The organism is Seonamhaeicola sediminis, assembly GCF_004358095.2.
Lineage (GTDB): Bacteria > Bacteroidota > Bacteroidia > Flavobacteriales > Flavobacteriaceae > Seonamhaeicola > Seonamhaeicola sediminis.
The window spans coordinates 607,902-625,762 of the sequence record NZ_SMZJ02000004.1 but is presented as its reverse complement, the minus strand read 5'-3'; the positions used below and the strand labels follow the sequence as shown (position 1 = coordinate 625,762).

Below are 17,861 nucleotides of genomic sequence, written 5' to 3'. Positions count from 1 at the left end.
TTAAAATTTTTTGATTAAAGATTCTAAATTCCAGAATTTATTTTTTTTGTACCGCAAGGTACCACTTTTTACTTGTAATGGGCTGTCAAAATTGTTTGTAAATAAACTACCCGTTCCCAACCCCTGTGGTAAATCACTCTGTTTGATATAGGTATATTGCGCTATAGCGTTTAATCCAATATTACTTTCCAAAGCACTAGTAACCCACCAACCTATATTATTTTGTTCTGCTATATCTATCCATTGGTCACTGCCTATAAAACCACCAATTAAACTGGGTTTTAATATAATATATTGCGGATTTATGGTTTGTATCAATTGGCGTTTTTTTGTTACAGTAAAAACACCAATTAATTCTTCGTCTAGAGCAATAGGCAAAGGTGTGTCTTCGCATAATCTTGCCATAGCATCAACTTGTCCTTGCTTTATGGGTTGTTCAATAGAATGTAAATCGAAATCAGACAAAACCTTTAGTTTTTCTAGGGCTTCTGAAGGGGAAAAAGCGCCATTAGCATCAACACGAAGTTCTATTTCTTTTGAAGTGAAAGAATCTCTAATCGATTTCAAAAGAAGACATTCGTTCTTAAAATCAAGAGCCCCTATCTTCATTTTAATACATTTGAAACCTGTATTGATTTTATCTTCAATTTGCTGTTTCATAAAGGTTTCAGACCCCATCCATATTAAACCATTTATAGGAATTACATCTTCATCTTGAGTAAATTTAGAGGGAAAGAGTTGAAAGAGCGACTTACTGTTTAAAGACTTAAAGGCCATTTCTAGTCCAAACTGAATACTGGGAAATTCTAGTAGTTCATTAAGTAAAACATCTAAACCAAGACTTATATTTTCGCAAACCCATTTTAGTTTTGCTTCATAATCTGGTCGGTCATCGGCAGACAGCCCCCTAAAAATGCCACACTCACCAATACCCTTCTTACCATTTGAGTTTAAAAGTATAAACCAAGTTTCTTTGGTTTTTAAAATACCACGAGAAGTTCCACTGGCCTGTTTAAAATCGAGAGTATATTTTTTATAGGAAGCTTTAAGCACTAGGTTATTGGAGTGTTAGTCAATTTATCTTCATTATATATCTTTCATCCTACTTATGGTATCTAGAAATTTTCCAACAGTATAGTTAATAAAAAACCTAAAGTTCTATTGATTCACCAATATCAAGCAGCATTAAGTCTTTTCCTCTTTCATAGAATTTTCGCTTTGCGGCATCATGATCTATTTCTATGTAACCAAAGGTATCAAAATGATAACCCAAAACCTTGTCACATTCTACAAATTCGCTAGCCATAATAGCATCATTAATTCCCATGGTAAAGTTATCACCAACTGGCAGAATAGCTAAATCTAGTTTTGTTTGCATAGGAATCAACTTCATATCAAAAGTTAGGGCTGTATCACCTGCTATATATATATTTTTATGTTCACCTTCTATTACAAAACCCCCAGGTTGCCCTCCGTAGCTACCATCTGGGAAAGATGAAGTATGAATGGCATTTACATATTTTACAGTTCCAAAATCAAATTCCCACTGCCCACCATGATTCATTGGATGTCCCTCAATACCTAAACTACCATAATGCGTTACAATTTCATAATTAGAAATAATTTTTGCTCCTGTATTCTTCGCAATAGATTCAACATCTAGAATATGATCTTGATGCGCGTGTGTTATCAAAATATAATCTGCTTTAAGTGATTCAATATTAATATTAGAAGCATTGGGATTTCCTGTAATAAAAGGATCTACAATTATATTTATACCACTAACTTTAATTGATAAACTGGCGTGACCTAGGAATGTAATTTTCATTTGAAATGAAATTAAGTTTTAAAATCAGAAATTTACGAAAATTATCTACATTAAATGCCCTATACCTAAAAGAAGAGCCAATAATACGGTTGTTAGCGCTAATTTTTTTAATTCTGGATCTAACAATTTTGGCTCTGTATTTTTATAAACTTTAATTAAATGTAAAACCAAAGGAATATAAGCTACCACAAATATTAAGTTAAATGGGGATGTATAATATAACACGCCAAATAATCCAGAAAGGATTATAGCTAATATTATTAATATATGGTGGTATATTTTAATTGTCTTCTGCCCTAGCTTCACTGCTAGTGTATTCTTTCTAGACTGTTCATCAGAAACTAAATCGCGCATATTGTTTAAATTAAGTACAGCAGTACTCAATAAACCAATGGTGCAAGCAGGTAAGATAGTAACATGGTCTATAGTTTTGGCATACAGCACATAGCATCCACAGACGCTTACTAATCCGAAGAAAATAAACACAAAAATATCTCCAAAACCTTTGTAACCATAAGCGTTTCCACCAACTGTATATTTTATAGCGGCCACTATACTAGTAACTGCTAGCGCAAAGAAAATTAAAGTGAGTAAAAAATGTTCCACTCCAAAAGCCTTAAAGATTAATGCAAATGCCAACCCTATTGAAATGAGCACATTAATTTTAATAGCATTAAACATTTCATCGGGTGATATTTTTCCAGATTGAATGGCTCTTTCTGGTCCAATTCTATCCTCATTATCGGTTCCTTTTACACCATCGCCATAATCATTGGCTAAATTTGAAAGTATTTGAAAACTTAGTGTTGTTAATATAGCTAAAACGAATATTATCCAACTAAAGTGTCCATTATATTCTGCCAAACAAGAGGCTACTATTATTCCTGAAATTGATAGTGGAAGCGTGCGCAAACGCATTGATGAAATCCAAACTGAAAGTTTCTTCATATTATGGAATCCATTTTTTTTCAAAGTTGGGTGCCCTCTTCTCTAGAAAAGCATCTCTCCCCTCTTTTGCTTCGTCTGTCATATAAGCTAATCTAGTGGCTTCACCAGCAAATACCTGCTGACCAACCATCCCATCATCCGTTAGGTTCATAGCAAATTTAAGCATCTTGATGGAGGTAGGAGATTTAGCTAGTATTTCTTGTGCCCATTGGTAAGCAGTGTCTTCAAGTTCGTTATGAGGAATTACTGCATTAACCATTCCCATTTCAAAAGCCTCTTGCGCAGAGTAGTTTCTTCCTAAAAAGAAAATTTCCCGTGCTTTTTTCTGCCCAACCATTTTCGCTAAATATGCCGATCCATAACCGCCGTCAAAGCTGGTTACATCAGCATCTGTTTGTTTAAAAATAGCGTGCTCATTGCTGGCAAGGGTTAAATCACAAACCACATGTAAACTATGACCACCACCAACTGCCCAACCAGGAACAACTGCTATCACCGCCTTTGGCATAAACCTAATTAAGCGTTGTACTTCTAAAATATTTAAACGGTGATAACCATCTTCACCCACATATCCTTGATGGCCCCTAGCCTTTTGGTCTCCACCACTACAAAAAGAATAAACCCCGTCTTTGGTGGAAGGTCCCTCGGCCGATAACAATACCACACCAATGTTTATATCTTCATTGGCATCATAAAAAGCATCGTATAACTCACTGGTAGTTTTGGGTCTGAATGCGTTCCTAACATTTGGTCTGTTAAATGCTATCCTAGCCACACCATTACATTTCTTATACGTAATGTCTTCGTATTCTTTGGCTGTAACCCAATTGGCTTTCTCCATATTTTAGATTTTTATCAAAAATAAATTTATTTCAAGAAATAGGTAGCTATTAATTAAATAAATTTTGAGTTAAAAAATTCACATATTAACTAAAACTAATATCAAAAATTATGTATTCTATAAAAAGAAAATTAAGTAGAAGCACGTATGTTTATGTAGTCTTTTTTTTATTATTTTTGTAGTGTAAACGTAGTATTATTTAGATAAATTTGCATTTAATCGAAAAAATATGTATTTTGCCTAAGTTTTTAATCCCTAAACGCCTATGTTATTAACAATTACTTTTATCATTTCTGTATTGGTTCTCATTAACTTTATTTTATTAAAATTTAGTGTTAACAAAACCAAAAAGTCTCCTAAAGCTACTAGAAGACCAATTGTAATACACCCAAATACATCCTTTGCTTCGAGTAAGAAGGTATTAGCACCAACAGGAAGTTAGTCGGCCAACATACTACCATTTAATTTGGGAAATTTTTAAATCTCTCAAAATATTATTGGTTTTACTAAAGTGCTTATTACCAAACCAATAACCCCTATTAGCACTTAAGGGGGAAGGGTGACCTGATGTTAAAATATGATGCTTTTTTTTATCAATTAGTTTAGTTTTTTGTTTTGCATAGCCTCCCCATAGTAAAAAAACTACATCTGTTTTATGCTCACTTATAATCTTAATAACAGTATCAGTAAATATCTCCCAGCCTTTTTTTTGATGGCTTCCTGCATTGTGTGCACGTACTGTAAGCGTAGCATTTAAAAGCATAATTCCTTGCTCTGACCACCTTATTAAATTGCCACTTTTTGGGTATGGAATACCAAGATCGGTTTCAATTTCCTTAAAAATATTTATTAAAGATGGTGGATGTACTATATCGTCATTAACAGAAAAACACAAACCATTGGCTTGTCCAGGCCCATGATACGGATCTTGACCAATAATAACCACCTTAACATCGTTAAAATAACAATGGTTAAAGGCATTAAATATCTTTTTCCCGGGAGGAAAACACGTATGGTTTTGGTATTCTGATTTTACAAAATCTACCAAATTTTTAAAATAAGGTTTATTGAATTCTTCTTCTAAATAGGATTTCCAACTAGGGTGAATATCTACATTCATAATGAGAGTTTATAATTCAAACTAAAATAATATTATCTTCGGGGGAATTAAAAATATTTTCAGTTGAAAAAAATAAAATTTCCAACCGCTCAAACTATTCTTTTAATCATTGCGGCCCTTACTGCAATTTTAACTTGGATTGTACCTTCGGGAAAATATGACACCATAACCTACAACAAAACTGAAGATTCTTTTATAAGGACCAGTTTTAAAAATACCCAAACCTTAGATGCAACCCAAGAAACTTTAAACAATCTTAATATTAAAATTCCATTGGAAAAATTCACAAATGGAGACATTTGGAAACCTATTAGTATTCCAGACACATTCAAAAAAGTTGAAGCAACACCCCAAGGGATTTCAGCATTAATCAAATCACCAATAAAAGGCATTATTGAAGCTGCAGATATTATTTTTCTAGTACTTTTTATCGGTGGTTTAATAGGAATCATGAACTATACTGGAGCTTTTGATGTAGGTATATCATGGCTAGCAATAACTTTAAAGGGTAAAGAGTTTATTTTAATTATAATGGTTACCACGCTTATTGCATTAGGAGGCACTACTTTTGGGTTAGCCGAAGAGACCATTGCTTTCTACCCAATTTTAATTCCTATTTTTTTGGCTGCTAAATATGATGCCATGGTAGCCCTTGCTTGTATTTATATTGGCTCATCTATTGGCACTATGTGCTCTACGGTAAATCCGTTTAGTGCCATAATTGCATCAGATGCTGCGGGAATTAATTGGACAACTGGATTAACTACCAGAATAATTATGTGGATAATTGGGTTGCTCATTTGTGTTATCTATATTCTTGTTTATGCCAAACGTGTAAAAAACGACCCCTCAAAATCTGTGATATTTGACCAAAAAGAAGCTATAGAAAATCAATTTAAAAGCAAGATTAATTCAAATGAAAAACTTACAGCTAAAACAGTTTTAATTTTAACCGTATTTGCTTTATGCTTTATTGTGATGGTCATTGGTGTATCTATGTTTGAATGGTGGTTTGAAGAAATGACAGCTGTCTTTTTTGTTGGGGCCATTGTTATTGGTGTTATTGGTCAAATTAAAGAATATACTTTTGTTGAAATCTTTGTAAAAGGCGCTGGAGATTTGTTGGGTGTTGCTATTATTATTGGTATTGCCAGAGGTGTTTCTGTGCTTATGGATGATGGTCAAATAAGTGATACCATGCTGTATTATGCGAGTACTGCTACTAACGATATGAATAAGGGTGTCTTCATAAATGCTATGTTATATATTTATGGGGGGTTGTCTTTTTTTATTCCATCATCCTCTGGAATGGCCGTTTTAACCATGCCCATTATGTCTCCCCTAGCCGATGGTATTGGCATAGGCAGAGAGTATGTTGTAAACGCTTACCAATATGGTATGGGATTATTCGCTTTTATAAACCCTACTGGTTTAATTCTAGCTTCATTAGCTATAGTAAAAGTAGGTTATAATAAATGGTTAAAGTTTGTAATGCCACTAGTAATTATACTCCTTATTTTTACTATGCTTGTATTAACTCTTTCGGTTTATTTATAGAGGTTTAATTTAAAATAATAGAAAGTAGTTCTCTTAATAAATCTCCTTGAGACACTGCGTTGGCACCAACGCCTTTGCTTTTTACATCAAAGGTTCTTAAAGTAGCCACAACCGTACTCACTTTTTTCATAGGGTAATTTCTGGCAGCAGTAATATATTCATTAACAAAATAAGGATTTACTTTTAAAGCCGACGCTACATTTCTTGGTGATTTATCATTCAAGCCATGAAAATGAAGCAATTGTGAAAAGAAATTAAATAGTAACGAAACGGTGACCACCATTGGATTGTCCTTGGGGTTGTCAGCAAAGTAATTGACTATTCTGTAGGCCTTAATGGCATTGCGCTCTCCTATAGCCTTACGTAATTCAAAATTATTAAAATCTTTACTAATTCCAATATTTTCCTCGATGTGTTCCGGAGTAATTTGAGAGTCTTTTGGTAAAATTATTTGCAGTTTTTCTAACTCGTTATTGATTTTACTCAAATCGGTTCCTAAAAACTCCACTAACATCTGAGCAGCTTTAGGTGTAATAGAATAACCCTTTGGCGACAAAACACGTCTAATCCAGTCAGCTACCTGGTTTTCATAAAGCTTTTTGCTTTCGTATACAACACCTGTTTTCTTTATGGCCTTGTAAAGTGCTTTACGTTTATCTATTTTTTTATACTTGTAGTTAACTACTAAAACTGTTGTGGGTTGTGGGTTTTCAGCATAAGAAGCCAGTTTTTCTATGGTACGTGAAAGGTCTTGGGCTTCTTTAATTATTACTACCTGATACTCCGCCATCATAGGAAAACGTTTAGCATTACCCACGATGTCTTCAACTGATACATCGCGTCCATACAAAACCATTTGATTAAATCCGCGTTCTTCCTCAGTCAACACATTATCTTCAATAAAATCTGAAATCTTATCAATGTAATAAGGCTCTTCTCCCATTAAAAAATAAATGGGTTTTAGATTACGGTTTTTAATATCAGTTACAAGCTGTTTGACTTCGTCCAAAGGTCTAGTTTTTCTGGGTTAAGTTAGTTCTATTAGAATTTTTTTGAATCAAATTTTGAGAACTCACAGATAATATTTCTAACAAAAATAACTCCAAATGACATTATAATTCTAAATTTGTGTAGTGCAAAAATTAAATTTCCCTATATATTCGTTTCGATTCAAAAGTAACGAAAATAAAGTTTCTATTTTTGATAGTATTCGTAAAAAGTTTGTGGTTTTGCAGCCCGAAGAATGGGTGAGACAACACTGTATACAATACCTAATTGATGAAAAAAAATATCCAAAATCATTGATTAACATTGAAAAAGAACTCATTGTGAATGATTTGAAGAAACGATATGACATTGTAATATTTAATCCAAATGGCAGTATTCATTTAATTGTAGAATGTAAGGCACCAAATATTGAGATTAACCAGGATACCTTCGACCAAATTGCTAGATATAATTTGGCACTCAATGCCAGTTATTTAATGGTAACAAACGGATTAAATCATTATTATTGCCAAATGGACTTTAAGAATGAACGTTATGTTTTTTTAAAAGATATTCCTGATTATAATTAAGTGAAAATAGCTGTAGTCATATTAAACTGGAACGGGAGGGCACTATTAGAGCAATTTTTACCTTCGGTTGTAGAGTACTCTAAAGAAGCTACTGTGTATGTGGCAGATAATGCCTCTACAGATGATTCTGTTCACTTTGTTAAGTCTCTTTATCCATCAATTCAAATTATTCAAAATAAAGAAAATGGTGGTTTCACTAAGGGCTATAATGATGCGTTAAAAAATCTAGAAGAAGATATTTTCTGCTTATTAAATAGCGATATTGAAGTTACAGAAAATTGGCTGCAACCAATAATTGAAGGTTTTAATAATAATAATAAAACCGTTATAATCCAACCTAAAATCTTAGATTTCAAACAAAAGGATTATTTTGAATATGCAGGAGCTGCTGGGGGTTTTATTGACAAATACGGCTACCCCTATTGCCGTGGTAGAATTTTTAATACCATTGAAAAAGACTCTGGTCAATTTGATGATATTGCAGATATTTTTTGGGCTTCTGGTGCTTGTCTTTTTATTAGAAAAAAGACATTTAAAAATTTAAATGGCTTTGATAAAACCTTTTTTGCCCATATGGAAGAAATTGACCTTTGCTGGCGTGCCAAAAATTTAGGCCTTAATGTTTGTTATATTGGTACCTCTAAAGTATACCATATTGGCGGAGCTACATTAAAAAATACCAGTCCCCAAAAAACGTTTCTTAATTTTAGAAATAGTTTGTTTGCTTTAACCAAAAATGCCAAAGGACCTTTATTCCCAATCATTTTTATTAGACTCATTTTAGATGGTATTGCGGGTATTAAATTTTTACTAGAACTTCAGCCAAGGCTCACCTTAGCCATTTTAAAAGCTCATTTTAGCTTTTACAGTAATTTAAAACAAATGCTAAAAAAGCGAAAAACTCAAAAAATAAAGTTTAAATATTACCAAAGAAAATCCATAGTTATAGATTATTTCGTAAATAAAAAGAAGTATTACCAAAGTTTATAAATACTTCGTAAAAGTTTTGTTAACAACTTCGATATAAGTAGTTTTTTCTATACTTTTGCAGAAGTGTCAACTAAATATATTAATCCATATAATTTTCTTAAAAACCATTATGAAAAAAATCTTATTATTTAGCTTATCATTAATAATTTTAAGCTCATGCGTTTCTAAAAAAGAATATACCGCGCTGCAGGAAAAACAAAAAGAAACTCAAGATTTATTAAATTCTGCAACCGTAAAATTGAACTCTTGTTTAGAAGAAAGAGCATCCTCAACAGCTAAGGCAAAAGCACTAGAAAGTCAAGTAGATAGACTAAACAATCAAATTGACAATTTACAAATCATATCTTCTAAAAGTGCTAGTAGTATAGAAAAAACTCTTGAAAGCCTTCAAGAAAAAGACCTAAAAATTACGCGTTTACAAGATGCCATAAATAAAAAGGATAGCGTTACTTTAGCGTTAGTAACTAGTTTAAAACGCGAAGTAGGTATCAATGATCCAGATATTGAAGTTAGTGTAGAAAAAGGTGTTGTTTTTATCTCCATTGCAGACAAATTATTATTTAAGAGTGGTAGTTATACTGTTACTTCACAAGCCAAAGATGTACTTGCAAAAGTAGCTAAAGTTATCAATAGCAAACCAAATTTTGAAGCTATGATTGAAGGACACACAGATAATGTATCTTACAGAAAAGAGCCATTGTTAGATAACTGGGATTTAAGTGTTAAGCGTTCTACTTCAATTATTAGAGTATTATTAGACTTAGGTGTTAAACCTGAGCAACTTATAGCTGCTGGTAGAGCAGAATTTGTTCCTTTAGTTGATAATGATACTGCTGAAAACAGAGCAAAAAACAGACGCACACGTGTTGTAGTGTTACCGAAAATAGATCAGTTTTATGACATGATTGAGAAAGAAATGAAAACACTTTCTGCTGGTGGCAACTAAGAAACACTCTATAAAATATTTAAAAGGCCCAACTTTAAAGTTGGGCTTTTTTATGTCCTTTTGTTGCAAGCATTATTAAATTAATACCACTGTGTAGTATCTAAAATATATCCACACTGCCTTTCCCCTCCCTAACAATTAAAGGTTCATCACCAGATAAATCTATAACAGTTGAAGGTTCGTTATCACCATAACCACCATCAATAACCAAATCAACTAAATGACTCCATTTCTCATATATAAGCTCAGGGTCTGTAGTGTATTCAATTACTTCGTCTTCATCATAAATAGAAGTAGAAATAATTGGATTACCTAAATGTTTAACTATAGCTGTGGCAATAGTGTTGTTTGGAACACGAATACCCACGGTCTTTTTCTTTTTAAAAGCATTGGGTAGTGTGCGAGACCCAGGAAGCACAAAGGTGTAGGGCCCAGGAAGCGCTCTTTTTAAAATCTTAAAAACCGAAGTGTCAATTTGTTTCACATAATCACTTAAATTACTTAAGTCATGGCAAACAAAAGAGAAGTTGGCCTTTTCCAGCTTAATGCCTTTAATTTGCGCTACACGCTCTAAAGCTCGTACATTTGTAATATCACACCCTAAGCCATAAACTGTATCTGTTGGATATATAATCAACCCCCCTCTTTTAAGAACCGATACTACTTTTTCAACCGCTTTGGGGTTGGGGTTTTCTTCATATATCTTTAAAAACTCGGCCATAATATTTACATTGCAATAGCGTTTACAAAGTAACTATTATTTTTTTATGAAATTGCTGAGATTTATCATCTTAAATATTTTGATTCTAGCAACCTTTTTAAGTTGCTCCACAGAAAGTGTAGATTTAAGTAATACTACCGATAGTTTAGATACTTCTGAAGTTTATGAAAAATTAGATATTTTATATGGAAGTAGTGCTAATCAAACCATTGATTTGTATTTACCTGCCAACAGAAATTCAAATACTAAAACCGTTATATTAGTTCATGGTGGTGGATGGACGTCGGGAGATAAAAGCTCTATGAATTATTTGAAAGACTTAATTCAATTGGAAATTCCAAATATTGCCATCGTTAATATTAATTACAGACTGGCAGATAGCAATAACCCTCCATATCCAATGCAAATTGATGATATTACAAACGTTGTGAATTTCTTAAAAAGCAACAAAGAAAGATATAGTATTTCAGATAAAATTGGATTTATTGGTGTTAGTGCAGGTGGTCATTTATCACTACTCTGGAGTTATGCTTTTGACATCAATTCCAATGTAAACATGGTTTGTAGTATTGTAGGACCAACCAACTTTACAGACCCTGTTTATTTAAATAATTCTAACCCTGAATTGCAACCACTTATTGATGCTTTTGAACCAAATCCAACTATAGCTTTTTTAGAAGAAATAAGCCCCTTTCACCAAGTGACTCCAAATGCTCCTTCCACAATTTTATTTTATGGAGGGCAAGACCCACTGGTTCCTACAAGTCAAGGAACCAATTTAAGAGACAGACTTATAGCATTAAATGTAAATCACCAATTTACATTATACTCAAATGAAGGTCATGGTTGGACTGGTTTAAACCTCTTAGATACTTGGACTAAACTTAAAGTTTTCTTAATTAATAATTTGTAGGCTTATTTATAAATATTCCTGTAAAATACATTTTAAAATCCTGCTCGACTTCTGTTAATAGATTGATGTTAGGTAAACTATTGTAACAATTACCTTTGTCTACCTCCTCCACTAAATCCTTGTCCACCTTGAGAGCCATAACCTTGTTGATTTAATCCCCTTTGAAAATTACCTTGAGTATTTCCATTTGGTCTTTGTCCTCCATTTCTCTGAGGTCTTGAGCTAGTTTTAAATTCCTTAATGTAGTTTTTCCAACGCTTTAGTTGCTTTTCATCTAATAGACTTGTAACCGACTTATTTAGATGTCTTTCTTCTTCCATCACCATTTGTCTCACAGGCTTTATTTTATCTCTAACAGACGCTCTTACTTCTTGCATTTTATTTGAGTCTTCACCATTTAGCATTAATAACTTTAAGGTGTTGTTCATGTATACATTAAGTGTATCAAAATTAGTTTTGTTCTCTAAACTAATTTCCTTTAATCTTTTATTGTAATCTAAAATAACCGCTTCAACGTTCTGCTTTAGCTCTTTATCATTTTTGATTTTAAGTTTTTTTATAACAGTTTCAACATCAAGATATACTATACCTGCTGATTTGTAAGGATCAAATTTACCCAGTCTTTGTCCTTGAGGCTCGCCACCTTGTATTGGTCTATCACCCTGATTCCCTCTTTGAAAACCGCCTCCTCCATCTGGCCTTTGGGCATATAAACTTAGAGAGGTTACAAAAGAAAAGATTAAAATAAAATACTTCATAACTAAATAATTTTTTAATCACCCAACCACTTCTAATTTAGCAAATCTTAACAACAATTTCTTAACACCCCCCGTATCAAATTTAATTTCGGCTTTCATATCGGCTCCATTACCCTCTATTTTTATAACTTCCCCAGTTCCAAAACGCAAGTGTTTTACCATATTACCAACTACTAATTCACTATCAAACAAGTTGGTGTCTCTACCTTCATCAGAACTATTAGGTTTTGAAACAGGTTTGAGGTTTTTAGGTGTTGTTATCTGAAATTTAACGGGGTCTTTTTTAGAAACTCCCTTTTTAAAACTTGGTTGTTTGGCAGGTTTAAATCTAATCTTATTGGGCTCTACATCACCAAAAATATCGGCATCTAACATAGGGTTGAACCGACGTTCTTCTGGTGGTGTTAAAATATCTAAATATTGGTCGTCTATCTCCTCAATAAATCTACTTGGCTCTGAGTCAATTAACTTACCCCAACGATAACGCGACAACGCATATGTTAAATAAGCCTGTTTTTCAGCACGAGTAAGCGCTACATAAAATAATCTACGCTCCTCCTCCAATTCACTACGTGTGTTCATACTCATAGCACTTGGAAATAAGTCCTCTTCCAGTCCAACAATATAAACATAAGGAAACTCTAAGCCTTTAGCTAAATGAATAGTCATTAGCGCTACTCTATTGGTGTCACCTTTATCATTATCTAAATCGGTTGCCAAAGCCACATCTTCTAGAAATTCCGCTAAAGACCCTGTAGCATCTGCCAATTCTTTTTGGCCTTCAACAAAGTCTTTCATACCATTAAGGAGCTCCTCAATATTTTCCATTCTGGTAACCCCCTCTGGTGTTCCATCTTTATTGAATTCTCGTATCAACCCACTACTTCTTGTAACATGTTCTGCCAACTCAAAAACATCAGTCGTTTGATTCATTACCTGATAGCTCTCAATGAGTGTTACAAAATTTTGAAGTTTAGTTCTGGTTCCAGAATTTATTTTAATATCGGTCTTATCAATATTTTTCATTACCTCAAAAATGGAACGATTATATCCATTTGCAGCAACAATTAACTTATCTACCGTGGTTTGACCTATGCCTCTTGGTGGAAAATTAATCACACGTTTCAGGGCTTCTTCGTCTTTTGGATTAATAACCAATCGTAAATAAGACAATACATCTTTAATTTCCTTACGCTGATAGAATGATAAACCACCATAAATTCTGTAAGGGATATCGCGTTTGCGCAACGCATCCTCTATTGAGCGCGATTGTGCGTTGGTACGGTATAAAATTGCAAAATCACTATTTTGTAATTGCTCATTCATTTTATTTTCAAAAATGGTACTGGCAACATAACGTCCTTCATCTGCATCGGTTAGAGAACGATGCACTTTTATTTTTCCACCCTCTTCATTGGCCGTCCAAACTATCTTATCAAGCTTTGTCTGGTTTTTATCAATAACCGAATTAGCAGCATTTACAATGTTTTTAGTAGAACGATAATTCTGTTCAAGCCTAAATACTTTTACGTCATCATAATCCTTTTGGAAATTTAGGATATTATTTATGTTGGCACCTCTAAAAGCATAAATACTTTGCGCATCATCACCTACAACACAAATATTCTGAAACTTATCAGACAAAGCCCTCACAATTAAATACTGAGAATGGTTGGTATCCTGATACTCATCAACCAAAATATATTTAAAGCGGTTTTGATATTTAGCCAAGACTTCTGGAAATCGTGTTAAAAGCTCATTTGTTTTTAGTAATAAATCGTCAAAATCCATAGCACCAGCTTTAAAACAGCGGTCTACATACGTTTTGTAAATATCTCCCATACGTGGTCTACGAGCCGTAGCATCGGCTTCAATTAATTCTGGATTTTGAAAATAAGCTCTAACCGTAATCAAGCTATTTTTATATGAGGAGATTCTGGAACGAATCTGTTTATATTTATAAATATCCTTATCAAGGTTCATTTCCTTAATAATAGAAGCAATTAATCTATCAGAATCTTGTGTGTCATAAATAGTAAAATTACTTGGGTATCCTAACTTTTCTGCTTCAGAACGTAATATTCTTGCAAACACTGAGTGAAACGTGCCCATCCATAAATTCTTTGCTTCGCTATTGCCAACAATACTAGCAATACGTTCTTTCATTTCCCGCGCCGCCTTATTGGTAAACGTTAATGCTAGAATGTTAAAGGCATCTATTCCCTTACTCATCATATATGCAATCCTGTAAGTGAGTACGCGTGTTTTTCCAGAGCCCGCACCTGCAATAACAATCATAGGACCATCTATTTGGGTAGTAGGCTCTAATTGGGCTTCATTTAATTGACTTAAGTACTTTTCCAAATCCTCTTCATTTTTAATTCAAAAAAGAATTTCCCAGATGCTTATATCTGGGCTTCCTTTGATACTATCATTCCCGTTAAAACGGGAAACTAAAATAACTATTGTTTGTGGTTTAACAGGTGCTATTTATTAATAATTATAAACAATTCATGCGTCTCTAAAATTTTAAATATATTTAAACCCAAATACATTATTAACCTATGGATTCATTTATAAATATGCTCTCAAACACACCATGGTGGGGTTGGGTTTTAATAGCTTTAGCTCTTGTGGCTATTAGAGATATTTTTTTTCAAAAAGCACACACAATCAGTCATAATTACCCTGTTGTGGGACATTTAAGATATATGCTAGAAAAATTTGGTCCTGAAATGCGTCAATATTTTGTTGCCAATAATAGAGAAGAATTACCATTTAACCGTATTGAGCGTAGTTGGATCTACGCCTCGGCTAAAAAAGAAAATAATTACGAAGGTTTTGGCACAGATAGAGATATTTATGAGCACCAACATATTTTTATAAATAATGCTATGATGCCGTTTACAATTGAAAAACAGCACCCAAATGCTTTTGACAAAGCTTTTCTCCCTTGTGCAAAAGTCATGGGGATTTACAACAAACGTAAAAAGCCATACAGGCCAGCATCCATAATAAATGTATCTGCTATGAGCTTTGGCTCATTATCTGCTAAAGCTGTGGAATCTTTAAATAAAGGTGTTTATTTGGCTAATGCATACCATAACACAGGAGAGGGCGGTTTATCTCCTTACCATAGCAACGGTGGTGATGTAATTTTTCATTTTGGTACTGGTTATTTTGGTGTGAGAGATGAAAACGGTAATTTTTCTATGGAAAAAATGGTGAAACTTGTACAAGACAATCCATTTATAAAAGCTATTGAAATTAAATTATCGCAAGGTGCAAAACCAGGAAAAGGAGGTGTACTGCCTGGGAAAAAAATCTCAAAAGAAATAGCAAAAATACGAGGAGTTGAAGTAGGAAAGGATGTATTATCACCTCCAAATCACTCTGCTTTTTCAAATGTTCCTGAAATGATGAATTTCATTGAAGACATTGCCCAAGCCACTGGTTTACCTGTAGGTATTAAAGCTGCTATTGGAAAATTAGATCAATGGGAAGAACTAGCATCAATAATGAAAAAGACTAACAAAGGCCCAGATTTTATTACAGTTGATGGTGGCGAAGGTGGTACGGGTGCAGCACCACCTAGTTTTGCAGACCATGTGTCTTTACCTTGGGTTTATGGCTTTAGTGATTTATATAAACTATTTAAAAGTAAAGGATTAACAGAGCGTATTGTGTTTGTTGGAAGTGGTAAATTGGGGTTTCCAGCAAAGGCTGCTATGGCTTTTGCTATGGGTGTTGATTGTATTAATGTTGCACGAGAAGCTATGTTAAGTATTGGCTGTATACAGGCTCAAGTGTGTCATACCAATCGCTGTCCTAGTGGTGTTGCCACGCAAAGTAAATGGTTGCAAAACGGTATAGACCCAACTTTAAAATCAGTTAGACTAGCGCAATATTTTAATACCTTTAGAAAAGAATTTTTAGAAATCACTCATGCGGCAGGATATGAGCATCCTTGTCAATTTAAAATGGAAGATATTGAAATGAATGTTGATGATCATAACCTTTCAAAAGAGCTAAACAAAACCTACATGTATGAAAAGAAAGCGGTTCCCTTTTCAGGTATGCAGGATTTAAAAGATTGCGTATATTTGGGAGGTAAATACAATACCCAAACCCAGTAAAACTATGGATGTCTCCAGAATTATTGACCTATTTTTATACACACTTCCTGCCATAATCACGGGAGTTATTGCTTATTATTTTTTCAGAGAACATACCAAAAACGAAGATGGTAGAAGACGCTTTCTTTTGAGAAAAGATTTACAAGCAAATTCACTTCCTTTGCGTTTGCAAGCTTATGAGCGCATGGCCTTATTTCTTGAACGCATTACGCCTTCTAAATTACTCATTAGAGTTGTACCAAATTCTCCAGACAAAGAAATGTATGAATCATTACTTATTCAAAGTATAGAACAAGAATTTGAACATAATCTTACTCAACAAATTTATATTAGTGATAGGTGCTGGAATATTATTACAGCTGCAAAAAATGCTACCATTCAACTTATAAGAAAGGCTAGCTTATTAGAAAAAACAGATACAGCCAATAAATTGCGTGAAGTTATCTTAACTGAAATGATGGAACGGAAAGCCCCCAGTGATGCTGCTTTATCTTTCATTAAAGAAGAAGTATCTGATTTGTGGTAACAATTTATTTGTCTTCTAATCTAAGTTCATTAGAACTGGCTTCTCCACATTTTTTCTTCGCATATTCAAATCCTTGTTGCCACCAGGCTGTCATTAACTTTTTGTTAAAAATTAAAGAATTCTCTGTAAGTTTTGACGGTGTGTAAAATAAATTGAGTTGTACATTGTTGGTTTTAGCTGCTAGTTTTCCTATGGTCACATCATTGCGCTCTAATCTGTCCAGAACATGCCCAAATAAACTTACCATTAAAGAAAAAGGGTTTTTACCTAATACTTTGTTTTGATCCATAGATTCAGATTTTAGTACAATAGCGTCTACTACAGTAGCGCCTCTTAATATAGCCTCTCTAATAGGAACAATGCATCCTAAGCCTCCATCACCGTATTCATGTCCATTTTTTTTAACCAAAGACATAAACGGAATGAAATTGCACGAAATCCATACCCACTCGCAAAATTCATCATAATTATAATCATTAATAGACTTATACTCTACTCTATTTTTTGATAGGTTAGATACCGTTATTACCACATCATCTTTAGTTTCTTTTATAAGTGCAAATTCTTCTTCTGTAAAGCGTTTTCTAATTAACTTTCGTAAATTTTTACTTTCTCCAAAAGTTCGCTTCATTTTTATAAATTGCCAAAGCGTGTTTATGAAATCTATAGAAACAAATTCGCGCTTTCCCTTTTTTCTTATAACAAATGGATTGACACTAAAAATATCATTTTGATTGACGCTTGTGTATATATCATGTAACTTGTCAATCCTTCCAGCGGCTAGGTGGGGCACTAACAAACTCCCTGTTGAAGTTCCTAAAAACATATCGTAATCTCTACCGTCTTCTTCAATGAGATATTGGGCTACACCACCGGCATAAGCCCCTTTACTACCACCTCCAGATATAACTAATGCTTTCATTTTTAAAAATTAATTATTATAAAACTAAATACTAATTTAGTGATTAGTATTTAAGTTAGAAACTTTTACAAAATACCC

Annotated in this window: 18 protein-coding genes; 8 read left to right on the top strand and 10 right to left on the bottom strand. The window is 33.4% G+C overall.

Going from position 1 to position 17,861, the window contains the following annotated elements; genetic code table 11:
- The 4 genes from E1J38_RS08935 to E1J38_RS08920 form a co-directional block, all read right to left on the bottom strand.
- A complete protein-coding gene (locus tag E1J38_RS08935; RefSeq protein WP_133356679.1) occupies positions 1-1,053 on the bottom strand; it encodes an o-succinylbenzoate synthase in 1,053 nt (350 codons plus the stop codon).
- Between the two features lie 97 nt (positions 1,054-1,150).
- A complete protein-coding gene (locus E1J38_RS08930; protein WP_133356680.1) occupies positions 1,151-1,828 on the bottom strand; it encodes a metal-dependent hydrolase in 678 nt (225 codons plus the stop codon).
- A gap of 45 nt (positions 1,829-1,873) precedes the next feature.
- Positions 1,874-2,776, bottom strand: coding sequence for a 1,4-dihydroxy-2-naphthoate octaprenyltransferase (gene menA, locus E1J38_RS08925; protein ID WP_133356681.1), 903 nt, complete (start codon positions 2,774-2,776; stop codon positions 1,874-1,876).
- 1 nt (position 2,777) lies between these two features.
- A complete protein-coding gene (locus E1J38_RS08920; protein WP_133356682.1) occupies positions 2,778-3,617 on the bottom strand; it encodes a 1,4-dihydroxy-2-naphthoyl-CoA synthase in 840 nt (279 codons plus the stop codon).
- Positions 3,618-3,882: 265 nt separating this feature from the next.
- Here E1J38_RS08920 and E1J38_RS15095 point away from each other — a divergent pair, with 265 nt between their 5' ends.
- A complete protein-coding gene (locus E1J38_RS15095; RefSeq protein ID WP_186525845.1) occupies positions 3,883-4,059 on the top strand; it encodes a hypothetical protein in 177 nt (58 codons plus the stop codon).
- Between the two features lie 12 nt (positions 4,060-4,071).
- On the opposite strand, the gene ung is transcribed toward E1J38_RS15095, so the two are convergent.
- On the bottom strand, positions 4,072-4,737 hold the full coding sequence (ung, locus tag E1J38_RS08915; RefSeq protein ID WP_133356683.1) for a uracil-DNA glycosylase: 666 nt from the start codon (positions 4,735-4,737) through the stop codon (positions 4,072-4,074).
- A gap of 63 nt (positions 4,738-4,800) precedes the next feature.
- On the opposite strand from ung, the gene E1J38_RS08910 reads away from it, so the two are divergent.
- Complete coding sequence (locus E1J38_RS08910) at positions 4,801-6,294, top strand: YfcC family protein (protein WP_133356684.1); 1,494 nt, start codon at positions 4,801-4,803, stop codon at positions 6,292-6,294.
- 4 nt (positions 6,295-6,298) lie between these two features.
- On the opposite strand, the gene holA is transcribed toward E1J38_RS08910, so the two are convergent.
- Positions 6,299-7,303, bottom strand: a complete 1,005-nt coding sequence (gene holA / locus E1J38_RS08905; RefSeq protein WP_133356685.1) for a DNA polymerase III subunit delta — start codon at positions 7,301-7,303, stop codon at positions 6,299-6,301.
- A 124-nt stretch (positions 7,304-7,427) separates the two neighbouring features.
- On the opposite strand from holA, the gene E1J38_RS08900 reads away from it, so the two are divergent.
- The 3 genes from E1J38_RS08900 to E1J38_RS08890 all read left to right on the top strand — a co-directional run bounded on the left by E1J38_RS08900 (position 7,428) and on the right by E1J38_RS08890 (position 9,807).
- Entirely contained in the window at positions 7,428-7,871 is a 444-nt protein-coding gene (locus tag E1J38_RS08900; RefSeq protein ID WP_133356686.1) for a type I restriction enzyme HsdR N-terminal domain-containing protein, read from the top strand.
- Complete coding sequence (locus E1J38_RS08895) at positions 7,872-8,861, top strand: glycosyltransferase family 2 protein (RefSeq protein WP_133356687.1); 990 nt, start codon at positions 7,872-7,874, stop codon at positions 8,859-8,861. It begins immediately after the preceding gene.
- A 109-nt stretch (positions 8,862-8,970) separates the two neighbouring features.
- Positions 8,971-9,807, top strand: a complete 837-nt coding sequence (locus tag E1J38_RS08890) for an OmpA/MotB family protein (protein WP_133356688.1) — start codon at positions 8,971-8,973, stop codon at positions 9,805-9,807.
- Positions 9,808-9,907: 100 nt separating this feature from the next.
- On the opposite strand, the gene E1J38_RS08885 is transcribed toward E1J38_RS08890, so the two are convergent.
- On the bottom strand, positions 9,908-10,528 hold the full coding sequence (locus E1J38_RS08885) for an L-threonylcarbamoyladenylate synthase (RefSeq protein WP_133356689.1): 621 nt from the start codon (positions 10,526-10,528) through the stop codon (positions 9,908-9,910).
- A 46-nt stretch (positions 10,529-10,574) separates the two neighbouring features.
- On the opposite strand from E1J38_RS08885, the gene E1J38_RS08880 reads away from it, so the two are divergent.
- Positions 10,575-11,441 carry an alpha/beta hydrolase gene (locus tag E1J38_RS08880; RefSeq protein ID WP_133356690.1) on the top strand — a complete coding sequence of 289 codons (867 nt, stop codon included), beginning with the start codon at positions 10,575-10,577 and terminating at the stop codon, positions 11,439-11,441.
- An 89-nt stretch (positions 11,442-11,530) separates the two neighbouring features.
- On the opposite strand, the gene E1J38_RS08875 is transcribed toward E1J38_RS08880, so the two are convergent.
- Together E1J38_RS08875 and E1J38_RS08870 are read right to left on the bottom strand one after the other, a co-directional pair.
- Entirely contained in the window at positions 11,531-12,199 is a 669-nt protein-coding gene (locus tag E1J38_RS08875; RefSeq protein WP_133356691.1) for a hypothetical protein, read from the bottom strand.
- A gap of 18 nt (positions 12,200-12,217) precedes the next feature.
- A complete protein-coding gene (locus E1J38_RS08870; RefSeq protein WP_133356692.1) occupies positions 12,218-14,563 on the bottom strand; it encodes an ATP-dependent helicase in 2,346 nt (781 codons plus the stop codon).
- Positions 14,564-14,763: 200 nt separating this feature from the next.
- Here E1J38_RS08870 and E1J38_RS08865 point away from each other — a divergent pair, with 200 nt between their 5' ends.
- Both E1J38_RS08865 and E1J38_RS08860 read left to right on the top strand, forming a co-directional pair.
- Positions 14,764-16,335, top strand: a complete 1,572-nt coding sequence (locus E1J38_RS08865) for an FMN-binding glutamate synthase family protein (protein WP_133356693.1) — start codon at positions 14,764-14,766, stop codon at positions 16,333-16,335.
- Positions 16,336-16,339: 4 nt separating this feature from the next.
- Positions 16,340-16,861, top strand: coding sequence for a DUF7935 family protein (locus E1J38_RS08860; protein WP_133356694.1), 522 nt, complete (start codon positions 16,340-16,342; stop codon positions 16,859-16,861).
- Positions 16,862-16,865: 4 nt separating this feature from the next.
- Here the strand turns inward: E1J38_RS08860 and E1J38_RS08855 are convergent, their stop codons facing one another.
- Entirely contained in the window at positions 16,866-17,783 is a 918-nt protein-coding gene (locus E1J38_RS08855) for a patatin-like phospholipase family protein (RefSeq protein ID WP_133356695.1), read from the bottom strand.
- Between the last annotated feature and the right edge of the window lie 78 nt (positions 17,784-17,861).